Genomic DNA, 25,477 nt, shown 5'->3' with positions numbered 1-25,477 from the left:
GGTGTTGGATAGCCCGTAGCAGCGGCCGCTAGGTCGCGTCACAGACGCCGCGCATTGGTTGATCTACCGCGCCGCTTTTGACGCCGCCTTCGGCAGTTGCTACAGAAGGACGGGAACATTGTGGCGCACAGCTTGCTCGCGAGAGGGCCCCGCAGGCCTATTGAGTAGGTGTGCCAGGAGTAGATAGAGCGCCAAAAAAGCCGCTGCCGTCAGGACGACAGCAGCGACTGGAGGGAGCGACAGTGACCGTTCTCAGGCCTTGCTGAAGGTACGGTGCGAGTCAATGACAAACTTTTTCGGTGCGCCGGCATCGAATTCGCCATATCCTCGCGGGGCTTCGTCCAACCCTATCACTTGCACGCCCACCACATCCGCGATGTTGATCCGGTCCCACATGATGGCCTGCATCAGTTGCCGGTTGTACTTCATCACTGGAGTCTGGCCGCTGTGGAAGCTGTGTGACTTAGCCCAGCCCAGGCCAAAACGAATGCTTAGCGCACCGACTTTCGCCGCACTGTCGGTGGCGCCCGGGTCTTCGGTAACATACAGCCCTGGAATGCCGATCTTGCCCGAGACGCGAGTCACCTGCATTAGCGAATTGAGCACGGTCGCCGGCGTTTCATGTTGCGCCCCTGCATGGCCATGGCCGCGTGCTTCAAAGCCTACAGCATCGATGGCACAGTCCACTTCAGGCTCGCCCAGCAGGGCGGCGATCTGTTCGAGCAGTGGGGTGTCCTGGGACAGATCGGCGACCTCGAAGCCCTGGGACTTGGCATGCACCAGACGCACCGGATTCACATCACCGACGATGACGACGGCAGCACCCAGCAAGCGTGCGGAAGCCGCAGCGGCCAGGCCCACCGGACCTGCGCCCGCCACGTACACGGTGCTGCCCGGGCCAACGCCGGCGGTTACCGCGCCGTGGTAGCCGGTGGGCAGGATGTCGGACAGGCAGGTCAGGTCGCGAATTTTTTCCATGGCCTTGTCACGGTCGGGCAACTTCAACAGGTTGAAGTCGGCGTAGGGCACCATCACATAGTCGGCCTGGCCGCCGGTCCAGTCTCCCATGTCGACGTATCCGTAGGCACCACCGGCACGGGCCGGGTTGACAGTCAGGCACACACCGGTGTGCTGCTCCTTGCAAGAACGGCAGCGGCCGCACGCCACGTTGAAGGGTACTGACACCAGATCACCGATGCTCAGGTGCTCAACGCCGGTGCCTTTTTCGATCACCTCGCCGGTGATCTCGTGGCCCAATACCAGGCCGACCTGGGCCGTAGTGCGGCCGCGCACCATGTGTTGGTCAGAGCCGCAGATATTGGTCGAAACCACCCGCAGGATAACGGCATGCTCGATCTTGCGGCCACGTGGGTCCTGCATTTTTGGCTAGTCGATGGGCCTGACGTCTACCTTGCCTGCGCCCAGATAAACGACACCGCGATTGTCTGCCATGATGAACTCGCTTTTGTTGTTGGAGGGGAGGTCTACGCCAACGTGGTGTTCGAAGATTGCTCCAGCACCACTGGGGCGCCGATTGAGGTCGCCTGGAACGACACCAAGCGCCAGTGTTGATCGACCTCGCGGGCCCAGATCTGGGTAGCCCGCGAACTGATCTGCAGTACCTGGCCCTCACCTTGACGCAGGCGGGCGGTATTGGTTTGCGGGCCCGTCACCACTACGGTGTCGCCGTAGTGCCGTACCCGCAGCTCGCCTCGTTCGACCTTGAGCAGTTGCAGCGTGGTTTGCACATACTTCAGGTAGCTGTCGTACGTATCAGTGTTGCCACGGGTATGGATGTGGATCAGGTCCTTGGACAGCAGGTCGGCCAGGGTGGCGAAATCATCCGTCGCCAGCGCCGTGCAACGTTGCGCCTCCAACGCTGCGATCTGTTCGATATCAGTATGTTGAGTTTGAGTCAGGCTCATGATGGGCTCCAGCACTCAGGCTTTGCTTATGATCTGGTTTTCGTCGGCGATCAGTTTTGCCAGCACCCGGCGTGCACGTACGGCCGCCGAGTCACCAGCAAGCAGCACCGGCTTGAGTGACATCAGGTCGGTGGTACCCATCATTTGCTGGCAGGCTTCGATCATCACTTCGTCCTCGTTGACGAAAACGTCGGTAATACCTGTGTGGATTTCCGCAGAGAACGCCGCGTCATCCTGATGCCGGTTGCGCGCCTGTGCCCAGAAGTAGTGGGTGCTGGTCTGTGTTTCCGGGGTGAGCAGGTGTGCGATGGGTACGCACGGACCTTTCTCTTCGGGCTCGCCGCTGCGCGTCATGCCCACATCCAGGTATAGGTTGGCAGGCGCCGACCAGCGCATGTGCGAGCGCAGATCGCCGGATTCGACCTGCTCGGCGCCCCACAATGCCTTGAACAGCGGGGTAGTCGGCATGTTTACCACCAGGTTGCGGTGGTAAACGAAATCACCTTCTTGTTCCATGCTGGTATGCACCTGGAAGCCCGGCGGAGGAGGGCCGTCGAACGACAGGAACGGGTGCAGGTACTGCACGTGGCTTAGGTCCAGCAGGTTGTCGGTCAGCAGCTCGTAATGCGCCTCGACCTTCAATTGCCCCCACACCTGGGTCCAGCCCGGGCGCTGGGTAATCTCGTGAAGGTCGGCTATCAGTGTCGGGTCGGCCAGCGCCGGATCGCCCATCCAGATCCATAGCGCGCTGTGACGTTCTACCAGCGGAAAGCTGGGCACATGCGCCGCTCTGGGTATGCTGCCGTCACCGTGAGGGTTATGCACGCATTTTCCGTCTTCACCGAAGCGCAGACCGTGGTAGGGGCACTGGATGCTGTCGCCCACCTGGGTGCCCAGATGCAGGGGCGCGAAGCGATGCGGGCACCGGTTGCCGATGGCTACGGCGGTGCCGTCTTCCTTGCGGTACAGCAGTACCGGCTTTTCCAGAATGGTGATTGGGATTAGGTTGTCCGTCAGGTCAGCTGACCAGCCGGCGCAATACCAAGTGTTGTAGAGATAGCTCATGCTCGATACCTCATCAGTCGAATTGTTATTGTTGTGTTTAGAGGCGGCTAGATTGGTTGGGACGTGATCTCGACCATCTGCCGCGTCAATCCGATGTAGTCGAAGTTCGTCGCGCGGCTCATTTCCCAGTCACCGATCTGGACGGAGGCTTGCACCACGAATTTGCAGCGTTCGAAGCGTCGTTCCATGTAGTGCTCGAAGGCTTGCTCCACCGGCCCCTTGCTCAATTCTTCGGCCAGTACTACCGCATCCTCTACGGCCATGCCCGCGCCTTGCCCCAGGTGTGGGGTGGTCGCATGTGCGGCATCGCCGATCAGCATCACGCGTCCACTGAACCATGGCTGGTCAAGGAAAATGGTCTCGAAGGGTTTGTAGATCACCTGGTCCGGCGAGGTGATATAGGTGTCCCGGGCCTTGGCCACCGGCCCTTCGAACTCGGCCAGGCGCTCACGGAACAGTACATCAAGCTGGTCGGCCGGCATTTTCGGGTTGCCGGGTTCTTCAGTGGTTTGCAGGAGGTACATCAGGTCTTCGCGTAGCGGGCAGAAGCCGGCTTGTCCGCCGTTCTTGCCCTTGTACATCGTCAGGCGATCAATCTCGGGCATGCGGGGCATGTTGCAGCGCCAGCCACCCTGGCCGGTGAAGCGCGGCTGCAAGTGATCGCCGAACAGCTTGGCGCGCACTTTCGAGTAAATGCCGTCGGCACCGACCAGCACATCATAAGTAGCGGTTTCGCCATTGCTCAGGCGTACCCAGACGTCGCTGTCGCTTTGCTCGAAGGTCTCTACCGTCAGGCCCAGGCGAATGCGCGCGCCCAGCTTTTCGGCCTGCGCCAGCAGGATGTTGTGCAGATCGATACGCGGAAGCGCCATGTTCACCGGAAATGCGGCTCCGGCCAGGCGCTTGCCGGGCACCACCGCCAGTTCGTTGCCCGCGCCGTCGCACAGGCGCACCGAGTCTGAGGCGTAACCATGACGAAGGCATTCATCGGCGACGCCCAGTTGGGCCATTGCCCTGACGACGTTGCCTTGCTGGATGATGCCGACGCCGTATACTTTCCACTGCGATGACAGCTCGAGTACGTCAACGTCGAGCCCTTTCTGACGCAGGGCAATGGCGGCGGACAGGCCGCCGATACCAGCACCCACGATGAGTATTTTTTGCGTTTTGTTGCCCATGGCCATGTCCTTGTTGTTTTGATGGGTGACAGTGAACGACGACTAGATCTGCGCGCTCCACTGAACGGCAATGCTTTCAAGCGTGGCGGGCGGTTGCAGCAACAGCCGGCTGGCGAACTCGCGAACACGGTGTTTGTCGGACTCGACGGTGATGTATTCCACAGGCGACTTGCCGTCGATGCGAGCCAATAGCAGCGCGGGCAGCAGCGCTGCTGCGCGCGTCAGGATCGCTGCCTGGCGAGCTTCGCTGAAATAGTTGTGCTCGAAGGCCCGGAAACATTGCAGATACAAGTCCTTGAATCCTGGGTTCACCACGCATTTGAGCAGCAAGTGGTTCAGGAAGAACGCCACATCGAACGCAGGGTCGCCATACCAGGCACATTCAGCGTCGAGAATGACCGGGCCATTTGGGCCGACTAGGATGTTTTTCGGGCTGATATCGCCATGCACCAGCGCGATTCGAGTGGTGGCGGTGATGCGTGCCAGCTCTTCAAGCCGTGGGGCAAGCGCGGGATGGCGGCGCGCCGTGGCGAGCAGGTACGGGTCAATCCGCAGGGCGTGAAAGTTGTCATCCGTGGCAAAGGCTTGCGCAAGGCTTGGAGAGTCGGCGCTGGCTCGATGCAGGGTGGCCAGGACCGAGCCAATGGCACCGGCCACCTGTGAGTCGATATCGCCATCCATCAGACGCTGCTTCCACAGGCCAAATTGCTCCGGTGGCAGGAAGGCCATGGCGAACAGGCCAGCCTCCAGGTCTTGGGCGATGGGAGTGGGCACCGCGCCCGGTACCTGCAGAGCAGCGAACTTCATCCACTCCCATTCGTAGGCATTGCGCGACAGCGGCGCCTCCCAATCGGCAGCCACCTTGAGTTTAGCCAGAGCGCGTTTGATGCAGAGCGTGCGGCCTTGAGTCTCGACCTTCCAGATCTCGGACGACACGCCCCCGGTGAGCGGTGTCCAGCGCGCTGTGGCGCCGTGCGCCATCAGCCCGGCAGAGACCAGGAATGCTTGTAGCTGGGGAGCGACGTCTTGCTCGGGCGCTGTCATAACCGGCTGGCTCATGATTGCACCGTAATCGCCGAAAGGCCGGCGAACACGGCCGCGCTTTGTTCTTCGATGCGCAGCAACTGGTTGTACTTGGCCAGGCGATCGGAGCAGCGCACTGAGCCGATCTTGATTTGCCCTGCGCCCGTACCCACCGCGAGGTCGGCGATGAAGCTGTCCTCGGTTTCCCCGGAACGTGCCGAGACCACCGGCGAATAGCCGTTGTTGCGCGCCGCTTCGATCACCGCCAGGGTGCCGCTGAGCGTGCCGTTTTGGTTGACCTTGACCAGCACGCCATTGCCGACTTGGGATTCAATCCCGCGCTTCACCCGCTCAAGGTGGGTGGTGAACAGGTCGTCGCCAATCAGCCGTACCCGATGACCCAGGCGCGCTGTGAGCCTGGCCCAGCCGGCCCAGTCTTCCTCGTCCAGGCCGTCCTCGATGGACGCAATAGGAAAGTCGTCGACCCAGCCTTCGAGCATCTCAATGATGTCGTCACTGTGGTAGTCACGGCCTTCGCGGGCGAAGCGATAGCTGCCGTGCGGGCCTTTGAGGGAACTGGCGGCCACGTCGATGGCAATCAGCATGTCCTTGCCCGGCTCCAGGCCTGCTTCCTCAGTGGCGGCGACCATCAGTTCCAACGCCTCGCGGCCGGTGGCGAAGCCCGGGGACAGGCCACCTTCGTCAGCCAGCAGGGTGGTCAGGCCGCGACGCTCCATCACTCGGGTAGCGGCGCTGCGAATACGCGATACCTGGTGGATGGCCTCCTCGATGGAGGTTGCACTGGCGGGGATGGCCAGAAAATCCTGCACATCCATCCCGCAGCCCGCGTGCAGGCCACCGCTGAGGATGTTGACCATGGGCATTGGCATCGAGATCGCGTTGACGTCGGCCAGTTGCGCAATGCGTTGGTACAGCGGTTGCCCGCTGGCGGCGGCGCTGGCGCGACAGATGGCCAGCGAGCAACCGAGGATCGCGTTGGCGCCCAAGTTCTTGAGTTGCGGCGTGCCGTCCAGCTCCAGCAGCAGGTTGTCCAAGGCCTGCTGATCCATGCAATCGCGGCCCACTAAGGCCTTCTGCAACGGACCATTGACGTTTGCCACGGCCTGACGCACACCGCGACCTTCGTAGTAACGGTGATCGCGGTCACGCAGCTCGTGGGCTTCGGCAGCACCGGTGGAGGCGCCGGACGGTACCGCAGCGCGGGCCAGGGTGCCGTCTTTCAACTGTATGTCCACCTCAACGGTGGGGCGGCCACGCGAGTCGAGAATCTGTCGGGCGTGAACGGTTTTTATAAGTCGTGTAGACATAATTTTTCTCGGTCGTTCAGTGTTGAGGGGTGTTTCGAGGTTGTACAGGCCGCTCGCCGCGCAGCACGCGGACCACTTCTTCGCTGGCACGCCTTCTGAGTTCCAGCAGCGAGGCGTCGGACGAAAAAGCCACGTGCGGTGTCAGGATCACGTTTGGGTTGCGCAGCAGTGCCTGAGGCACTTGTGGCTCGCTGTCCAGAACATCCAGGCCTGCGCCCGCTAGATGGCCGCTTTCCAGGGCCTCGATCAGCGCCTCGTTCTCGACGATGGCGCCGCGGCTGACGTTGATCAGGAAGGCCCCAGGCTTGAGCTGCGATAGGGTCTGGCGATTGATCAGGTGGCGGGTGCTGTCGATCAGTGGTGCGTGCACGATTAAAATGTCCGACTGCTGCTGCAGGCTCGTCAGGTCGACGAACTCCACGCCGGGCTCGGCTTCAGGCGGAAAGGGGTCGTAAGCCAGTAGGCGAGCGTTGAACGCCGCCAGCTTTTGCGCAGTACGGCGACCAATACGGCCATAACCCAGAATGCCGCAGGTTAGGTTACCCAAGCGGCGTAACTGTGCGCCGGCTGGGTCCCAGGCGCCGCCCTTGACGTTGCGGTCGAAGCTGACCAGCCCGCGGGTCCAAGCCAACGCCAAGCCCACGGCGTGATCGGAGACTTCCTCAACGCAATAATCTGGGACATTGGTCACCCAGATACCGCGGCGTGAGGCTTCAAGCACGTCGATATTGTCCAAGCCCACGCCCAGGCGGGCGACGATGCCCAAGTTACTGGAGGCCGCGATGGCGTCGGCGGACACCGGCGCCCAGCAGGTGAGGATCGCGGCGGGCTGGTGCTCGCGTACCAAATCCTCGATGACGTCGGTGGCAGCCGGTTTGGCCGGTCCGCTGACCAGTTTGAAGCCGGCGCCTTCGATGATGCTGCGCTCGACGCTGTCGTCCGGCCAAGCGAAGTCGGTCAATAGCACGATGTGAGGTTGTGTGCCCATATCAAACATTCCTTGAAGAAGCTGCCACGGTATTGGCCTGGTGGACGCTGACCTGCTGATGGCCAAAGCCCTCGATGCTGGCGGTCACGCAGTCGCCATCGCGCAGGAAGCGCTGGTGATGAACCCCGAAGCCAGCCGGCGAACCGGTGCAGATGACGTCTCCCGGCAACAGGCGAACATGCTGGGAGATATAGGCAACCTGCCGGGCGATACCGAAAATCATGTCGGCGCAGTAGTCGTCCTGCATCGCCGTGCCATTGACGCTCAACTGCAGGCGTAGCTCGGCCGGTGTCGGTACGAGCGAGGCGGGTAGCAGGTACGGTCCCAGGGGTAGGAACCCCTCGGTGCACTTGGACTGCAGCCAGTCGGTGCCGAACCCTGCTGGTGCTGCGCGAAACACACGGTCGCGGTGGGTGATGTCGTTGGCCACGGTGTACCCGGCCACATGGGCCAAGGCGTCGGCTTCGCTGATTTGGTAGGCGGAAGTGCCGATGACTACGGCAAGCTCTACCTCCCAGTCCACCTGCCCGGCCTCGACGCCTAGATATAGCGGATCATGAGGGCCCGCCACGCAGGCGGGCGCTTTCAAGCAGATATAGGGCTCACCTTGACGGCGTGCTTCCACGAAGGCTTCGGCTTGCGCTCGCACCTGTTCGACCTCGTGCTGGCTGCCGCCTTTGGTTAGGTGCGCATCCACGGTGGCTTCGATGACCTGGGCGCGGTAGTTGCCGATGGTGCAGAACACCTGGGTGGGCTGCACGGGCGCCTCGATACGCAAGGCGCTCACTGGCGTGGCCAGTGGATGTGTCGCCACGTCCAGGTGCTGGGCCACCTGCTGCAGCGCAGGCTGGTTGACTGCCCAGTGGCCCAACAGCGCTGCCATGTCGTCCACACCCACCAACGGGTAGCCCAGTTGCAGCGCCAAAGGCCGCAAGGCCCTCAGCGCAATGGCGTGCTCATCCTTGACCAGCGCAGGGAAGGGCGGGCAACCGGGCTTGGACAGCGTGGCCAGACGGTAAGGGTAGGTGCTCATCGGCTTAACCCTTGTTCGCCGAGACTTCGGCCTGGTGCTGGTACTGGCCCGCAGTCAGTTTCTTTTCCGGGGTATAACCGGGGGCGTACTCGTACTCCCACGGCGCCGCATCCAGCATGAACGGCGCCATGTTGGTGATGAAGCTGAAGAAGCCAAACATGGGGTTCCATACCCGCGGCACCCAACTGTCGTCGATGTGATCAGAGTCGGCGCCGTATTCAGCTTGCCCGCCAGTGGGGCACGGTAGGTAGCAGAACAGTGACGAGGCAATCCGGTGGCGGCCCAGGCCCCACGCCGATTGCGGCCAACCTTGGCGCTGCATGTAGTTGGAGCCGACCATCACCTCGTCAACGTCGTCCACGCCGTAGTTCACGTGGTCGAAGCGGATCTGCCCATCCATGCCCCAGACGTCAGGCCCCTTGAAGGGCAGGTTGGCGTTGAGGAAATAGATGTTGTGGTGGTCGTGGGCAGCTGGGGCGCGACCGAAGATACCGAAACCCTTCTGGATGTCGGACAGGCGGAAACCCAGACGGTCGCGATAGAACGCCCAGCCCTTATCGACATCCGGGGTCTGGAACACCACGTGCTGGATGGTCTTTGGGCGAGCCTTGACGATCCACTTGCGGTGCTGGTTGATGCGGTTGATGTTGCCCGGCGAGTTGCTGGGGCTGGGGGCCGAAACGACTGGGTTTTTGGTGAATACCTTGAGGCCGATGGCCAAGCCGTCGTCGCTGTAGAAGTGTGCGCTGCCATCGGCGTCGATGCGCACTTCTCGGTCGCTGCGCAGGCCGTTGACCAGTCGCTGGAAGTTGTCCTGGGTATCCACGCCCCAGATCACTTCCTGAACGCCGGTGCCGACGATGCTGTTCTTGGGAATCTGCGCGTCATCGATCGAACGGATAATCACGTTCGAGCCTTCGTCCAGGCGGAAGTGCGCGTGATGCTCGGAGCTTTCCAGCAACGGCAAACCGAAGTCGACAAAGTAGCGGGTGCACAACTCGACGTCGTCGACGCCATACAGGAGTGTTTCGATACCGTTGATCATTGCTCTTGTCCTTCTTGTTTGCAGACGTTGCGTTGAGTGCCGAGCCCGGTGATGGTCGATTCGATGACATCACCATTGCGCAGGAAGCGTTGGTAATGGGCGCCGTTGCCGGCCGGCGAGCCGGTACAGATAATGTCGCCGGGGTAGAGTTGAACCAGGCTGGACAGGTATTCGATCTGCTTGGCTACGTCGAACAGCATGTCGGCGGTGGTTTCGTCTTGTTTGACTTCACCGTTCAACTTCAGGGTGAGGCGAAGGTTCTGCGGGTCGGGTACGAAAGCGGCCGGCACGATGTAGGGGCCCAGCGGCAGGTAGGTGGGGCTGCCTTTGCCGGCGACCCAATCAGTACCCATGGCCTTCATGTCGTCGCGTCGCCAGATCTGGTCGCGGTTGGTCAAGTCATTGGCGATGGTGTATCCGGCCACATGGCTCAGGGCGTGTTCACGCTTCACGTGGCGGGCAGGCTTGCCGATCACCACTGCAAGCTCCAGCTCCCAGTCGGCCTTTTGCGTGTGGCGCGGAATTTCGATGGGGTCGTGCGGGCCGTTGATGCAACCGGTGGGTTTGGTGAACATGTAAGGCGAGCCGTGTTGCTTGCGCTCGTGCATCAAGTTCTCCACGTATGCGCGTACTTCAGACTTGCTCATGCCTTCGGTATCGGGCATCTCACCGGGCCCGGCCGCCACCAGCAGGTCCACGACGTGTTTGAAGTAGTTGGCCCCGGTGCAGAAAACCTGCCGGGGACGATCTAGGGGAGGGTGTACTTTGAGCTCGGACACCGGCGTCGCCAGTTGCCGTAACTCGGTCCGAGATGCCTCATCCCCCAGCCATTGTTTCATGGCAGCTTCCAAGGCAGTGCCCACGGTAGGCCAGTCCTGGAGCAGTTCGAAGAGGTCGTGAACGGGCGGAACAGCGAGGTTCATCTCTGCGCACAGCGGCGACAATGACGCGATCGAGACAACATGGTCGCCGAACACGATACCGGCAAAGGGCCGGGCACCGGCGATTGAAAACGTGCCCAGGGCAAAAGGTGGTCGAGAGTCCGCGAAGTGGGTCATCACCGTTACTCGTTATGGTTGTTGTTATTGTTTTCCCGCCCAGGCGGTGGGCTTGAGCAGGGAGTAACTTGAGACTACTGAGGCGGGAATGTGGCTGTAAAATGGTTAATAAGGATGCCGGCTATCGCTTTCATGGATACCCAAGTGAAGTCGCCTTTTAGACAGATTTGGCCGCGGCAAGGTGTTCTTAAGAACAGGGCAGGGAGAGGCGATCTAGCCGAAAACCGCACCTCAGAAAGGCCTGTCTGTGATGCCCCGCCGTCTTTGAATTGTACGGGCATAGGAACCGCCTCGACGGCAAGCTTGGTCATCAGCCTTGTATCGTCCGTGAGATAGGGCAATTCGACGTTGACACCGTTAGCGTACTTAGCCTCATCGGGATTGAAGAACCCGGTACGAATGCTCATCCGGATCTTCTTGCACAGCGACTGCTGAATGCATACGGCTGGGATCGCCGTTGACCGCGCAGAGGACAGCTTTTGAAGCTGCGGAAGCGCAAAGCGGTACAACATTGGTAAGTATGGGAAAAGATTGTTAGTTTTTTATATGTAAATCAACGCGTTGTAGAGTTATTGGTCCCATCCATCATTCAGGCAGCCCAAAACCGCCTTGCGATCAGGGGCGAGATTGCGTGCTGGATTATCATGGAGCGCCTGGTTTGGCAGCGCCGCCAGACCACCTTCCTTGGATTGCTGAAGGCTAAACGCTACTACGACCCGCGCTTTGTCGCCACTGACGCTTTGACTAGGGGAGCAGTCCCTAGTCCTGTAAGCTGCCGCCAAGCTGTGTCCGGGGCCCACGCCAAATCCCAACTGTATCGCGGCGGGCATGACGCGGCGTGGCGGCCGCTGCTACTGGATTACATTCACCTCAATCCATAGCCGCTGCCGCAGGCTGCGCTGGCCATCAGCGGCGCAGCTTGGTCCAAGTGTATTTTCTTGGGGTTACGCAAACCTCTCGTGCGCACGTTGCCACAAACTGAGCGCATCATTGAGCAAACCTACCGCAATAACCTCCCGGGTTTCCGGGTCGCGAAGCAGCGCGAGATCCTCATTCGATGGGGTGTGCAGATTCACATTGAGCGCTGGGTACTTCCAGAAAAGTGCATCCGAACCGCGAGCTGCGGGCGCAATTTCCCGGCTCAGCTCCAGCAAACGTTGACGGTCTTCCGGAAACTCCTCTCCGTCACAGTAGTAGCCGCAGTAAAGGCGATGGTTAAGCTCGATATACACTCCCCCCTTCATGAAGGTGAAGGGGAAATAGGCGCCAATGTACTTACTGTTTTTGGCCCGCTTGTAATAAGCGCAAACTGCCTCCTTGGTAGCGGTAATTTCTGGATTGCCCATCTGTGAGTACTTGCTCGCCTGCTGCGCCGCCATGCGTTCCCAGATATCCAACTGCAAGTCAGCGAGCACCGCCCTGAACGCATGATTGAGGTCCGCGATCAGGAAGAGGTTGTCACCCTGCAAAATTTGTTCTTTCAGTTTGTTCATGTACGTCTCGTCCTGGTCGCTCGATGTCAGTTTCTGAAGCAGCTCGATGTACTGAAACAGGCTTTCCCGAACCCCCGGCTCGCGGGCAACCAGTGGAATACAGTCCTTGAGCCAAGCGATGATCTCGGCTTCGTAGCTCACAAGAATGACAGGCAAGCCCTTGCTGCTTTGCTCATCAGGCTCGGAACCGTCGAGTGTGAGGTATGTGGTCCAGACCTCGCTGCTGCCTTCAGCCTGCATGCGTTGGTGGTAGCGCCAGAGTTGTTCCTCCTGGTCGCCTGCGTAGATCTTGTTCTCGATGATGACGGCTTGCCCGGCACGGTTGCGGACGAGGATATCGATGTTCTGATATTCGACGTCGACCCTCGCATGCGCCATATCGAAGTTTTGGATGCCCAGGCGCTTCAATAACAGACCAAGCAGGGCTGAACCTTGATTGTGGGTAGCCTTGGGGTCGAGCAGGAAGGCGAGGAACCGCGAGTGGAGGCGGACTTCGTCGCTGGAGCTGCGTAGCACCGAGAAGAGGTTGAAGCCGGGTGGGCGCTGATACTTGGCGCGGAGGAGGGCTATGGTTTGGAGAAAGTCGTCCATGAAGAGGCGTTCCTGGTGCGGGCGGGGACAGGGTTCAGTATCGGCTACATCAGAGTTTGCGATAATGGCCATCTGATGGTGATGGGCCCCAGGGTAGCCCATGATAAGGTTAGCCGATAACGGAATTGATAAAAACGCGAATGATCACTGACCATCTGACGCCGCTGCGCTGCGCAATTCATGATCGAAAGATAACCCCGCCCCCCAGCCCGTGGATCGAGGCCGCACGAGATTGCGTAGCCGGGTTGTTTGACATCGGCTTTCATCGCGACTCAGAGCTGCTTTTGGTGGTGTCGAGTTCAGGGCGTGGCGTATTCGATTGCCTTACGGGAGCGAAGATCGCGCGCGATTATGCCGACGATGTACTGACCGATGCCTACCTGGAGTGCGAAGGAATAGGCCCGCTCGCCGGCATGAATATACGAACGTCAGGGATCAGCGGGGGCGGGCTGCCCGTTGCGTCACCGGATGGGTGGTGTGTTGAGACCGTGACGCTGAGTTGGCCGGAACATCATCTGTTGTTGGTGGAACCGGGGTCTTGGCTGTATGGGGAACGTTATAAACAGCCCTGCGCTTTTCATAAGTTGGCGGTCGAGCGCGAGTTGAGGGCGTTTGGGTTTTCCTGGTCGGGGAATAGCTTGGTGATTGCTACGTCCGGGGAGTTGGTGGTTTATCGTCGGTAGCGCTTGGCCTGCCCCAACCATGCCGGGTCATCTGCTAGAGAACACGCGTCCGACGACCAAAGGCTGATTACCACCCCACCCAAGAAGCGCTATCATCGCGCCACTAGCCTGAGCGGGGCCTACCAAGATCGGGCGCTCGTCCGCACTCCCTTGGGCACCATGACAAGGATGGTTGCACATGGACGATTCCGTTCAGCCTGTTCCGGCACCTGAAGCCCCGCTGCCCAAAGAACTCAAAATCCTCGCCACGCTGGTTTCCAAACTTAACCTGGCAGATTTCCAAAACGCTATCCCGGTCATTCGCGAACTGCGGATTTTGAACGAAACGGATAAGCGTTACTTGAATGCAACGCTTACCCTGACTTCGTCGCCAGCGGTGTTCAAACCCAAGATCTGGCGCATTGATGAGATCAGTGCAGGAGCATTCCAGATCATCCCTGGCCTAGACCTGGTGCTCGACGGCGCATTGCTAGGGCGTCTGACAGAAGCAGAAAGCTCAACCTTCACTTTCTTGCTCGAAGCCGACGACCGTGAAGCCGGCGCTGGCCGCACAGAGGTGCTGCGCACTGAGCATGTGGTTGAACTGTTACCTCGCAACCAGTGGGGCGGTCTGGCACACATACCCGACATGACCGCCGCCTTTGTGCAGCCGAACGACAGCGCCGTTGAACGCTTGCTCAAGCAGGCGGCGGATGTGTTGCGCAAAAGCGACAGGCCGTCGGCTTTGGATGGCTACGAAGGGGGCGCCAAGCGGGCGTGGGAGTTGGCTTCGGCGATCTGGGCTGCCGTGGCGCGCATGAAGCTGGATTACGCGCTACCGCCCGCCAGTTTCGAGCAGTTTGGTCAAAAGGTCCGCAGCCCCAGCCAAGTCACCGATACCGGCTTGGCCACGTGCCTGGATCTGGCGCTGTTTTTCTGTGCGGCACTGGAGCAGGCAGGCCTGAACCCGGTGATGGTCTTTACCCATGGCCATGCTTTCGCCGGCCTGTGGCTCAAGTCCGAGGAGTTCACCACGGCGCTGGTCGACGACGTCACCACTATCCGCAAGCGGGTAAAGCTGAAAGAGCTGGTGTTGTTCGAGACGACCCTCATCACTCAGCACCCCATTTGTTCATTCTCTTATGCGGCGGAGCGGGGATCCCTTCAGGTTGCCGAAGACGCGGAAGTGCCATTCCAAATGCTGTTGGATATTCGGCGAGCACGGCTACAGCGCATCAAACCGCTTGCTAGCGCGGAAGCGCAAGTCGCGCGCCCGGTTGACACTGATGAGGCCGGGATATCGAATCTTGGTGTTGAAAGTAACGCGGATCTGCCAGTCGATAACGCTCAGGTAGCAGACGTCGATGTTTCCAGACTGGACCCGGCAGACCGCCTGGGCCGCTGGCAGCGTAAGCTCCTGGACCTCTCCCTCAAGAATAACCTGCTCAACTTCAAGACCGGCAAGCGCGCCCTCAAGCTCGAAGCGCCAGACCCGGGTGCGCTCGAGGATCTTTTGGCCAGTGGCCAATCACTTCGCCTGCTGACCCGCCCAGACTTGATGGACGGCGCGGACCCTCGCGAGCGTGCGCTCTACGAACAGCGTGAGCGGGAAGATGTGCGGCGTCGCCATGCCGAGGATGCGCTGAAGCGGCGGGAAGTCTTCGTCGCGCTGTCGGGTGTGGAAATGGACTCACGGCTCACCGAACTCTACCGCGGCGCCCGAACCGCGTTGCAAGAGGGCGGGGCTAACACACTATTCCTGGCACTCGGCTTCCTCAGCTGGACACGCGAGGATCGTGCCGACCAACGCTACCGCGCTCCCCTGGTGTTGATCCCCGTTACGCTTGAACGCAGGAGCGCCCGGTCTGGTTTCTCCATCGTGTTGCACGATGATGAGCCACGCTTCAACCCCACGCTTATCGAGATGCTGCGCCAGGACTTCGAGCTTGGGCTTGGGTCGCTCGAGCACGAGCTGCCGCAGGACGACTCAGGCCTGGATATCGCTGGAATCTGGCGGCATGTCGGTCATGCGATCAAGGACGTACCAGGTTGGGAGCTGAATGAAGACGTAGTGCTGTCGATGTTCTCGTTCGCCAAATACCTGATGTGGAAGGACCTGGCGGAGAACGAGGCGCACCTGCGGCAAAGTCCGGTGGTTCAGCACCTGCTGGACACGCCGCGAGACTCGTTCGCTTCTGACCTGACGTTCCCTGAGGCCCAGGCACTGGACCGTGACTTCGGTCCGGCCGACGTGTTCTGCCCGCTGCCGTCCGACTCCTCGCAGCTTTCCGCCGTGATGGCCGCCTCCAAGGGCAAGGATTTCGTGCTGATCGGCCCGCCAGGCACGGGTAAAAGCCAGACCATTGCCAACATGATCGCGCAGTCCATCGCCCAGAACCGCCGCGTGCTGTTTGTTTCTGAGAAGATCGCAGCGCTGGATGTGGTGTATCGTCGGCTTCGGGAAATCGGGCTTGGGGAGTTCTGTCTGGAGGTCCACTCCAGCAAGGCCCGGAAGACCGATGTGCTGGCTCAGCTGCAATCTGCCTGGGAAGCCAAGGGGCAGGTCGACACCGCCGCGTGGGAGGCCGAAGCCCTGCGTTTGAGTGCGCTGCGCGACAGCTTGAACCTGTATGTGGAACGTCTGCACCGTCGCCACCGTAACGGTTATTCCATCTATGAAGCCATTGGTGTCGTCACTGACGGCGTAGACGTGCCGCATGTTTCGTTGGCGTGGCCGACCCCGGAGTTCCACGACCACAAGGCGTTGCTTGACCTGCGTGAAGTAGGCGACCGGCTGGAGGTCAACGCTCAGGCTGTCGGGTTCGACCAACTGGCAGGCCATGCACTGTCTGTAGTCGGGCAGACAGATTGGTCGCCCCACTGGCAGCAGCATTTTGTACAAGCTGCGCGCGACGCCATTCCGGCAGCTGAGGCCGTCCAGCGCGCCGCAGATAAGTTTATCGAGTTGACTGGGTTACCTTCGGCAGCTCTCACACACACTGGCTTGCAGGGCTTGTCAGCCTTGTCCGAGGTTCTGCCTGAAGCGGCAGGGCATGATTGGCGCTTCGCCCTGAGGCCCGATGCCCGTACCTTGGCCCAGCGGTTGGGGGACGGCTGTGAGCACATCGAGCAACATCGTCAACTGAGCGCCGGCCTTTCGGCACCCTGGCCGTCAGCCGTAGTCACCCAAGCGAAGCACGCCTTGGACTTACTCCAGCAACGCCGTGAGACGTTGGAGCAGGTGGGCCCGGTCTGGTCCGAATCGACCCAGACGGTACTGACCCAGGCGATTGGCTTGTTGGCGCAGATAGCGGCGCTCAAGCAGCAGTTGTCGGTGAGCTATGCCGACTCCGTCGAAGCGTTGAATATCGACCAGCTACAGCAGCAATGGAATGCGGCCGAAGCCACCTTTTGGCCCAAGTCCTGGTTTGCCAAGCGGCAAATCACGGCCGTGCTGGCGGCTACGCAAGCAGCGCCTGGTGAACTGGATGCGGGCAAGGACCTGGATACCTGGAGCCAGATTCGCGCCGTACGCAAAGCCATCCATGCGCTTGAACCGACCGGCGAAGCGGCTGCGGTTTGGAAGGGCGCCGAGTCGAATGCCCTGCATTTGGAAGTCAGCCTTCGATTGCAGCAGGCGATCAGCGCGCAGAAGGCCAACAACACTTGGACGGATGAAGGATTCGAAGCGGTAGATCAAGGCCACCTGGGCGAAGCGTTGAAAGCAGAGCTCAGCCGACTGCGAAAAATAGTGCGGCTCGATGGTGAAATGGTCGAACTGGGTTCCCTCGACCAGCAAGTGCACGGCTTGTGGAAAGGGCTGGATACTTACGTCGATGGGCTCCGTGCGGCGCTTAAATTCCAGGCCGACAAGCATGAAATCGTCGAGCGCGGCAAGCTGTCGGACGAGCACTCACTGGTTGAGGCCGGTACTTGCGGTGCCCTGCTGAAGGCTGACTTCGAGCTGCTTCGCCAGAGGGCGGGGGTCGAACGACAGCTGGCTGATCTGGTGGATTTAAAAGAGTTGATTCCGTTGTGGAGCGACCTTAAAACCAAGCTCGAACACGTCCATCAAGCCATCGCATTCCAGGCGCGGCTGGCCACTGCGCTCGCCAAGCTGGCGCTGAATCCTGAGCAGATATCGGCCTACAAAGCGCCACTGAACACATTGCTTGGCGATGGCAACGCGCTTCTCGAGCCCGAGGGTGCCATTGTCCTGGGCGGGGTAGCCTTGCGCGAAAAGCTCACGCAATTGGCGGAGCGCACCGACCAGTTCGTCACGGTAGGGCATTTCACCGGGCCAGGAGCGGCGGCCGTCGTCGAGCAGACCCTGGACTCGTTCAAACAAAGTTGCCATACCGTCGTCCTGTCCGAGCCGCGTCTCAAATCCTGGTGCGCCTGGCGCAAGGTTAGGGATGAAGCCTATGTGCTGGGCTTGGGCACCTTGGTGGAATCCATGGAAGTCGGCAGCACCGGCGTCGCCAGTGTCCGCCGCCACCTCGAAGTGAACTACGCCCGTTGGTGGTTGAACGCGACGGTCGACAACGAAGCCGTCATTCGTACCTTCGTCAGCGTTGAACACGAACAGCGCATTCGCGATTTTCGCGTGCTGGATGAACGCTTTACCGCGTTGACTCGTGATTGGCTACGGGCACGGCTGTGCGCGGACCTGCCCAGCCAGGACAGCGTCAGCCGATCTTCGGAATGGGGGCTGCTGCGCCATGAGATGGGCAAGAAAACCCGGCACATCCCTTTGCGTGAACTGATGAGTCGGGCTCCCGAGGCGTTGACCAAGCTGACGCCTTGCCTGTTGATGAGCCCGCTGTCGATTGCCCAATACCTGCCGCCTGGTACTGCGCCCTTCGATCTGGTGATTTTCGATGAGGCCTCACAGATCCCCGTGTGGGACGCTATCGGCGCCATGGCGCGCGGGCGCCAGGTGGTGATGGTCGGAGACCCGAAGCAGCTGCCGCCGACCTCGTTCTTTGATCGCGCTGAGTCCACGGCTGAAGATGAAGATGTTGAAGCTGATCTGGAAAGCATCCTCGATGAATGCATCAGCGCCAACCTGCCCACTCGCAACCTCAACTGGCACTACCGCAGCCGCCACGAGAGCCTGATCGCGTTCTCCAACCAGCGTTACTACAACTCGAAACTGGTCACGTTCCCATCGCCCCACACGGCTGACAAAGCGGTCAAGCTGTGTCCGGTGGCGGGCGTGTACGAGAAAGGCGGGTCCCGCACCAACCCCGTTGAAGCAAGGGCGCTGGTCGCGCATCTGGTCGCCAGGTTGAAATCTCCTGAATTCCGGGCGTCTGGCCAAACCGTGGGCGTAGTGACCTTCAACGGCGAGCAGCAGAAACTCATCCACGACCTGCTGGATGACGCCTGCCGCAAAGACCCGTCGCTGGAGCCGTATTTTGCCGAATCGGAACTTGAGCCGGTGTTCGTCAAGAACCTGGAAAGCGTGCAGGGTGATGAGCGTGACATCATTTACTTCTCGATCACCTACGCCAAGGATGCAGCGGGTGTCATGTCCATGAACTTCGGCCCTCTGAACCGTCAAGGTGGCGAGCGCCGGCTGAACGTGGCCGTTACCCGGGCTCGGCATGAACTGTTGGTGTTCTCCAGCTTGCGTCCCGAGTATATCGACCTGGCACGCACACAAGCCGTCGGCGTCAAGGACCTCAAGCACTTCCTGGAATTCGCCGAGCGCGGTGCAGCCGCATTGGTCGAGGCCAACTCCGGCAGCGTGGGCGGCTTCGACAGCCCGTTCGAAGAAGCAGTGGCCGCAGTACTGGCGAAGAAAGGCTGGCAGGTTCACACCCAGATCGGAGTGTCGTCCTTCCGCATCGACCTGGGGGTCGTCGACCCCGACGCGCCTGGCCGCTACCTGGCGGGCGTGGAATGCGATGGTGCCACTTACCACCGCAGTGCCACGGCTCGTGACCGCGACAAACTGCGTGAACACGTGCTGCGCGGCCTGGGCTGGGACATCGTACGCATCTGGTCGACGGACTGGTGGGTTGACGCGGCCGGTACAGCGGAAAAAGTGCATCAGAGCCTTTCGGCGCTGCTGGCGAACGCTCGCGCTAAACAGGCACAGGTAGATGCCACGCAAGAAGCCGCCCGGCAGCAGGTGGACGCTGCGGTGGCCGAGGCTATCGCCATTGCCGATGAGGTGGGGCAAGTACTGGCGCCAAACGTGCAGGCGCCGGGTGCCAATGATCCGGACGGCGCATTGCCACAGGTGCTTTATGCAGGCGCCGCGGCGCCTGCACCAGCATCTGCGGCGACTCACGCGCCAGCGTTGCACGCGCTCACGGTTCCCCGGCCGATTTACCGCGAAGTAGACCCGGCCCAGGCGGTGGACGGCGTGGACCCGGATCGGTTCTTCGATGCGGGATATACCCCGATTCTTGAGCAGATGATTGCCTATGTAATCGATCAAGAAGGCCCCGTGCTCGATACGGTGCTGGCGCGCCGTATCGCACGGGCCCATGGCTGGGTGCGTACAGGGTCGCGGATTCGGGATCGTGTCGACCAGTTGGCGAAAGGACGTTTCCGCTCTCATGAGGAAGAACAGGTGGGCGTGTTTTATTGGCCGGCAGCGCTGGAGCACGATGGGTTGGCTGTGTTCCGGGGGGCCGATGAAGAGGATGCTATTCGGAGTTTGATGGAGATTTGCTTGCCTGAGCTCGGAGTGCTGGTAGGGGAGATGGTGGCGCGTGGGTTATCGGGGGAGGCGTTGGTATATGCGGTGTCGCGCGAGGCAGGGGTGCAGAAATTGACGCATGCGGGGCGGGCGCGGATTGAGCGGGCAGTTCGGCGGCTAGGGGACTAGTCCTTGTTGGCGCCGATGTTGATTTGACCCAAATGCCAAGAGATCCCTGCCCCAGTCTGAAGTCTCGCGAACCATGCCTGTGCGAGAGGGACACCGATCTAACCGTAGGTTAGTCTGGCGTCGGCACACGGGTAAATTCGGCATCGGCCTCAACACCCTGTCGAATCTGTGGATGGTGCGCCGGCAATTATTGCCTGCTGCGGGAGAGGTGCGCCCGTGAGGGCAGAAAACGAAGACTGTGCCTTGGTTCTCCAATAAACAACGGCTGAAAGTCGGGCTTTTCGGCATCCTCAAGCCGTCCATTTCCGGCTGATGAGCAACTTATTCGGAGTTTCCCTAATAGCCACATAGGCCGCTGACGCGGCTCATATGGCATTACAAAGGGCTTGGCCTCTGAGTAGGGCAACCCGCGCTTTCGCCTCTGTTTTCATAAACAACCCGGGCGCTTCTCAGTTTTCGATGTGTTGACTGCATTTCCCTCTACCTGAGTGGTCTCGGACTCGGCGTAAGCGAACTCGTGTAGGCCATCGAAGTCCAGCGCCACGCTATTAAGTTTCGACCTGAATAGATCCTTGCTGAGGCCTGACTTGGTGAGTGATTTTATGGCCTCGAAGTAGGCGTCATCGCCTTGGATGTCATCGAGGGATCCAGCGTTGGCCAGGGTTACCGAAACTTTGCGAGTTAAGGGTGTGATATCAAAACCTTCAGTGGCAGAGGTCAAGTGAAGCGTTTTCATCAAGCTTTTGACAGGGATTTGCCCTTCGAGGAAGCGGTTGAAGGAGTCGGTGAATCCGAAGTAGCAACTGAGCTCAGCGAATTTCTTGCCGTCCTCGGATTCGACGGCGTTGGCCAGTGGCTGATCAATCAATTCTGCGATGGCGATATCTTTCGACGTCTGGAAATGCACCTGCAGGATCTGAATGGGCCAGCCTGTGTTCACGTCCTCCCCATAAAGCCCTGTCAGAAGCTCGCGCGTTTTGCGCAGGTTTTCCGGGCTCGCCGGATCGTCTGCTTTCAATGGTGGGGTGGTGCCCTCGTCCGTGTTAGGGGTATCGATTGCGCGCAGCAGCGTTTCGATTGGAACGCTGTTGTACTTGCAAATCGAAATGTAGGCCGCGATCACCTCTATCCCTGGATCGCCGGCAGTCACCAAAAGGGTGGTGGCCAGGTCGTTGATGAAGCGCTTCTGAAGGCGCGGAGTAACTAGGCCATCGGCCATAGGGCTGTGGCGTTTCAGAATCAAGCTGCAGCCATCAGCCTGCTCAAGAGACAGCGATCCGAAGCTCTGCGTCCAGAGCGTACGAAACGCATCCTTCCAACCGGAGGTAATGATGGGAGGGGCTCGAAACACCACTGGGAATTTTTTCGCAATGAAGTCCTTGGAGTCGTAGCTTTTTTCGTTGTCGCCATTCAAATACTTCGAAACCTTCGTTGAACAGAAGGGCACGATGATGCTCAGGTTCTGGCTGTTGCTGACTGAGGTGAAAATCTCCAGATCGCTCCAGACGGTGCGCAACGCTTCACGCGGGAGCCTGTCCAGGTTATCGATCACGATGATGAAATTGGTGCCTGATACGGCCTCAAGGTGTTGAGCCAGCGTTCGCTTCAAATCCAGTGGGCTGACTTCCTTGCTGATCTCTATGGTCTCAGTAATGTGGTCATCTGAGCTCCCTTTCAGAATGCTGGAAAGGTTCCACTTCTTCCTCCCCTTGTTGCGATTCGCAATCATCGCTGCGGCCAGGGTGATGCCAGGGAAGGTGATGCCCAGCAAGTAGAGAGCATGATTCCAACCCGCTAACGCGTCAGGCTGGTGAAGCTGCGAAAGATAGTCCCGCAGAAGGGTGGGGCTAAGTACCCCGCCGGCGATCAGGAGGATGGCCCAGATACTGATATGGCTGCGGGTATCCTTGGTGTAGCTGACATGGCGCCCCAAGGCGATGTCCCGGTTCCTCAGCACGTTGTGCGTTAGCGAAGCCTTGGCGCTAGGTGGAATTGCCTTGAGCACCTGCTCAGTGAATAACTCGATGAAGTTGCTTTTGATGGAGCCTTGGTAGTTCTGCTCACAGTCAAATAGCCAGAGCCTCGTCGCCGGGTCTACTGCGACAATCTTTCTCTCAAGCATCTGCAAAATGGAGCTTTTGCCCGAGCCAAATTCGCCGTCGAGACCGATGACCTTATGGTTCTTGTCGTTGCGCAGATAATCGTGGATGGCCGTCGCTACTCGATCATGGCTGCCCCCCTTGAATGCATCAACCTCGGCGGGGTTTTCGCTTTGGAAGCTCAGAATATCCATACAGTCCGTCGCACCAGATCCGGGTGGGCCTGGAAAGGGCGGCCCAAGAAAAGAAAAAACAGTCGGGGAGCCGGGCCGCAAATCCTGGGTGCTCGGTGAGCCACCTTACGCCTGATTGATCACCGCTGATGCCAAAGGGCTATCTTACTTTCTAGTGTCCAGATGGTCACGCACCGATGTATTCGGGCGGAAAGCAGCGCATGTTGGCACTGCTGTTGAATTGACCCAAATGCCGAGAGGTCCACGGCCCAGTCTGAATCCTCGCCAACCATTGCCGGTGTTGGAGTTGTGCCGATGCAAAGGTTGGTTAGTCTGGCATTGACACATGGGTAAGTTCGGCCTCGGCCTCGGCCTCGACAGCGACGGGAAAACGAGGGGGATGCAGTCAATAGCGGGTGCTTTACTGGCTTTGGGCGTTACCGGCTAGGCATGCCTACAGTTTTAGCTTAGTGGCACTCAAATAGTCAGCCCAGTCTTGCATCAGTTTTCGCCGCTTTTCTAAGTAGTCAGTGCGCGAATAGGCTGCTTCTGTAAGGCTGCGGTCATCATGGGCGAGAGCCAACTCGCAGACCTCGCGCGGATAGTTGGTCTGCTCAGACGCCCAGTCGCGAAAACTTGAACGAAATCCGTGGCGGGTTATTCCAGCGTGCGCCATATCGTGGAGAAGGTTTCGTGCCGCATTTCTGTGCATTACTCCAGATTTCCCCTGGCCGGGAAACAGGTAATCAAGCCCTTCTGCCCGTGGCATGGCGTTCAAAAGATCTACTGCTTGAGTGGCCAAGGGGATTTTAAACGGACGGCGCGTTTTCATTCTCGCGCTGGGTAAGACCCAAAGTGCGTTCTCAAAATCAAACTCGGACCAAGCCGAAAATCTAACCATATGCAATCTAGCTGCAGTGAAGATCAGAAGGCGCAGTAATGCCGCTGAGGGTTCCGTCCGATTAGCTAGGTTTTCCATGAGAGCAGGCAGTTGATGCCAAGCCATGGCGGTATAGTGCGTCGTGCTCCTGCCTCGACGTTTATCTGCTGTGCTCAACAATTTGTCGAGATGTCCACGCCACGTCGCCGCGTTCCTATCCTGTCTCATGCCGCGGGCTGAAGCTGCATCCAGCACATGTTCAATCTGGCGGCGCGTCTCGTCCGCTGTTCGAGGTATCCTTCCCCAGATGGGTCTGAGCACATCCAGGACGTGCGCAGTAGTTATTTCTGCTGGTGGCAGCGTTCCAATAAGCGGGAAGGCATACGTCTTCATTTTGCGAATCCACTTTGTTCTCCACCCGTCAGTCCAGTCCGCGCCATGAGTCTGCAGGTAATCATAAGTCATTGTTTCAAAAGTAATTTGTGCTCTTTTTTGACGTTCAAGAGCCTCAGCAGCTGACCGCTTCTCTTCCTGCTTCAGATCAAGGGGATCGACTCCAGATGACCTCGTTTTACGACAATCGGCAGCCTTAATTCTCGCTAGAGCTAAAGAGGTATCTGGATAAGTACCAAGCCCCATGTCACGAGTTCGGCCCGCCATTTTGTAACGGTAGATCCAGCTGGCCCCTCCCGTTTGGCTTACTTTGAAGTAGAGCCCGTCGCCGTCGCTGGTCATCCCACCCTGCTTGGCGCGTAAAAGGGACTCGATGGTTTTCGCAGTCAGCTTAGCCATGATGACCTCTTCACGAATAGTTACCCGTATATCTGACCCTTACCCTAGCCCATACTCCAGCCCATACCTTGGCCCATACCTTGAGTGTTGGTTCTAGGAACCCTTTGCTGGAACACAATAGAAGAATAGCCCGTTCTAGAGCCATCGGGAGTGGGTTATCGAAACGTTGGTGGCTTTCCAAAAACATTATAACGGCGCCCCGTGAGCGCCGTTTTTTTATGCCTGCACGCCGAAGCGCTCGGCGTAATCCTGCGGGCTGACGCCCAGGGCCTTGTGAAAGCTGCGGCGCATGCTCTCGGGGTGGCCGAAGCCGCACAGCCGCGCCACGCTCTGCACCGAGGCCTGGCCGCCTTGCAGCAGGGCGCGGGCTGATTCCAGGCGCACCTGCTCGACGTAGCGCGCCGGCGTGACCCCCAGTTCGGCCATGAACACCCGGTACAGGGTGCGCGGGGCCATGCACGCCCGTGCCGCCAGGGCTTCCAGCGACAGGTCGCCGCCTAGCTGCCCGGGTATCCACTCCAGCAGCGCGCCCAGGCGCGGCGCGCGGCAGGCCTGGGGCGCCAGGTGCGGGCTGAACTGCGCCTGGTCGCCGGGGCGCTTGAGGAACATCACCAGGCGCCGGGCCACGGCCAGGGCGATGGGCCGGCCGAGGTCGTCTTCCACCAGGGCCAGCGCCAGGTCGATGCCGGCCGTGACCCCCGCCGAGGTAAAGCGCTGGCGGCTGGCGCGGCTGTAAGTGTGCAGGCGTTCGCCCTGTACATCGATGGCCGGGAAGGCCTTGAGCGCTTCCACGTCGGCCCAATGGGTGGTGGCGCGGTGGCCATCCAGCAGGCCGGCGTGGGCCAGGATCAGCGCGCCGGAGCATACCGAGCCCAGGCGTTGCACCTGCGCGGCGGCGCGGCTGAGCCAGTCCAGCAGCGGCTGGTTGGCGAATTGCGCCGCCTCGCCGCGCCCGCCGGGCACCAGCAGGGTGTCGAGGCTGGCGGGGTCGGTGTCGTGGTAGCGCTGCTCGGCATACAGGCTGAAACCTGCCGAGGTCGCCACCGGGCCGGCCTGTTCCCCCAGCATCAGCAGGGTGTAGGCGGGCGCCCGGCCCAGGCGCGCCAGCTCCTCGTTGGCCGAGGCGAACACCTGCATCGGCCCGGTGACGTCCAGGCTCATCACCTCGGGATAAATCAAACAGGCAATCCGGCGCATAAAAACTCCTGGCTGAATTCTCCGTAGCAGCAGTCGTCTGTGGGAGCTGGCTTGCCAGCGAGCTTTTAGGGCCTCAACAGCTCGCTGGCAAGCCAGCTCCCAC

At 60.1% G+C, this 25,477-nt stretch carries 16 protein-coding genes and 1 pseudogene; 2 read left to right on the top strand and 15 right to left on the bottom strand.

Annotation, left to right across the window (positions count from 1 at the left end; all coding sequences use genetic code 11):
* Window positions 1-252 precede the first annotated feature (252 nt).
* The 12 genes and pseudogenes from fdhA to ACWKWX_RS13350 form a co-directional block, all read right to left on the bottom strand.
* Window positions 253-1,380 carry a formaldehyde dehydrogenase, glutathione-independent gene (gene fdhA, locus ACWKWX_RS13405; RefSeq protein ID WP_483827990.1) on the bottom strand — a complete coding sequence of 376 codons (1,128 nt, stop codon included), beginning with the start codon at window positions 1,378-1,380 and terminating at the stop codon, window positions 253-255.
* 104 nt (window positions 1,381-1,484) lie between these two features.
* A complete protein-coding gene (locus tag ACWKWX_RS13400; protein WP_483827989.1) occupies window positions 1,485-1,925 on the bottom strand; it encodes a YybH family protein in 441 nt (146 codons plus the stop codon).
* A 15-nt stretch (window positions 1,926-1,940) separates the two neighbouring features.
* A complete protein-coding gene (locus ACWKWX_RS13395) occupies window positions 1,941-2,990 on the bottom strand; it encodes a Rieske 2Fe-2S domain-containing protein (protein ID WP_483827988.1) in 1,050 nt (349 codons plus the stop codon).
* 47 nt (window positions 2,991-3,037) lie between these two features.
* Entirely contained in the window at window positions 3,038-4,168 is a 1,131-nt protein-coding gene (locus tag ACWKWX_RS13390; protein ID WP_483827987.1) for an FAD-dependent oxidoreductase, read from the bottom strand.
* 42 nt (window positions 4,169-4,210) lie between these two features.
* Window positions 4,211-5,227: a phosphotransferase family protein gene (locus ACWKWX_RS13385; protein ID WP_483827986.1), complete on the bottom strand. Its 1,017-nt coding sequence runs from the start codon at window positions 5,225-5,227 to the stop codon at window positions 4,211-4,213.
* Window positions 5,224-6,519, bottom strand: a complete 1,296-nt coding sequence (eno, locus tag ACWKWX_RS13380) for a phosphopyruvate hydratase (RefSeq protein ID WP_483827985.1) — start codon at window positions 6,517-6,519, stop codon at window positions 5,224-5,226. The genes ACWKWX_RS13385 and eno overlap by 4 nt, the downstream gene beginning before the upstream one ends.
* A gap of 16 nt (window positions 6,520-6,535) precedes the next feature.
* Window positions 6,536-7,507, bottom strand: coding sequence for a C-terminal binding protein (locus ACWKWX_RS13375; RefSeq protein ID WP_483827984.1), 972 nt, complete (start codon window positions 7,505-7,507; stop codon window positions 6,536-6,538).
* Between the two features lies 1 nt (window position 7,508).
* Window positions 7,509-8,540: a fumarylacetoacetate hydrolase family protein gene (locus ACWKWX_RS13370; RefSeq protein WP_483827983.1), complete on the bottom strand. Its 1,032-nt coding sequence runs from the start codon at window positions 8,538-8,540 to the stop codon at window positions 7,509-7,511.
* A 4-nt stretch (window positions 8,541-8,544) separates the two neighbouring features.
* Window positions 8,545-9,585: a VOC family protein gene (locus tag ACWKWX_RS13365; protein ID WP_483827982.1), complete on the bottom strand. Its 1,041-nt coding sequence runs from the start codon at window positions 9,583-9,585 to the stop codon at window positions 8,545-8,547.
* Window positions 9,582-10,643, bottom strand: a complete 1,062-nt coding sequence (locus ACWKWX_RS13360) for a fumarylacetoacetate hydrolase family protein (RefSeq protein ID WP_483827981.1) — start codon at window positions 10,641-10,643, stop codon at window positions 9,582-9,584. The genes ACWKWX_RS13365 and ACWKWX_RS13360 overlap by 4 nt, the downstream gene beginning before the upstream one ends.
* 284 nt (window positions 10,644-10,927) lie before the next feature.
* Window positions 10,928-11,077: pseudogene (locus ACWKWX_RS13355) on the bottom strand (DNA polymerase V subunit UmuC); the annotation flags it as partial.
* 510 nt (window positions 11,078-11,587) lie between these two features.
* Entirely contained in the window at window positions 11,588-12,727 is a 1,140-nt protein-coding gene (locus ACWKWX_RS13350; protein WP_483827980.1) for a PDDEXK-like family protein, read from the bottom strand.
* Window positions 12,728-12,867: 140 nt separating this feature from the next.
* Here ACWKWX_RS13350 and ACWKWX_RS13345 point away from each other — a divergent pair, with 140 nt between their 5' ends.
* Together ACWKWX_RS13345 and ACWKWX_RS13340 are read left to right on the top strand one after the other, a co-directional pair.
* Window positions 12,868-13,410 carry a hypothetical protein gene (locus ACWKWX_RS13345; RefSeq protein WP_483827979.1) on the top strand — a complete coding sequence of 181 codons (543 nt, stop codon included), beginning with the start codon at window positions 12,868-12,870 and terminating at the stop codon, window positions 13,408-13,410.
* Window positions 13,411-13,588: 178 nt separating this feature from the next.
* The gene (locus ACWKWX_RS13340; protein WP_483827978.1) at window positions 13,589-20,233 is read left to right on the top strand and encodes an anti-phage protein ProA; all 6,645 of its coding nucleotides are present in this window, start codon (window positions 13,589-13,591) and stop codon (window positions 20,231-20,233) included.
* A 427-nt stretch (window positions 20,234-20,660) separates the two neighbouring features.
* Here the strand turns inward: ACWKWX_RS13340 and ACWKWX_RS13335 are convergent, their stop codons facing one another.
* The 3 genes from ACWKWX_RS13335 to ACWKWX_RS13325 all read right to left on the bottom strand — a co-directional run bounded on the left by ACWKWX_RS13335 (window position 20,661) and on the right by ACWKWX_RS13325 (window position 25,374).
* Window positions 20,661-22,526 (bottom strand): P-loop NTPase fold protein, encoded by a 1,866-nt coding sequence (locus ACWKWX_RS13335; RefSeq protein ID WP_483827977.1) that lies wholly within the window; start codon window positions 22,524-22,526, stop codon window positions 20,661-20,663.
* A 433-nt stretch (window positions 22,527-22,959) separates the two neighbouring features.
* Entirely contained in the window at window positions 22,960-24,177 is a 1,218-nt protein-coding gene (locus tag ACWKWX_RS13330) for a tyrosine-type recombinase/integrase (protein WP_483827976.1), read from the bottom strand.
* Window positions 24,178-24,393: 216 nt separating this feature from the next.
* Window positions 24,394-25,374 (bottom strand): GlxA family transcriptional regulator, encoded by a 981-nt coding sequence (locus tag ACWKWX_RS13325; RefSeq protein WP_483827975.1) that lies wholly within the window; start codon window positions 25,372-25,374, stop codon window positions 24,394-24,396.
* Between the last annotated feature and the right edge of the window lie 103 nt (window positions 25,375-25,477).

It is taken from the genome of Pseudomonas imperatae, assembly GCF_057128625.1.
The sequence above is the reverse complement of the archived record's forward strand: the minus strand, read 5'-3'. Positions and strand labels throughout refer to the sequence as shown.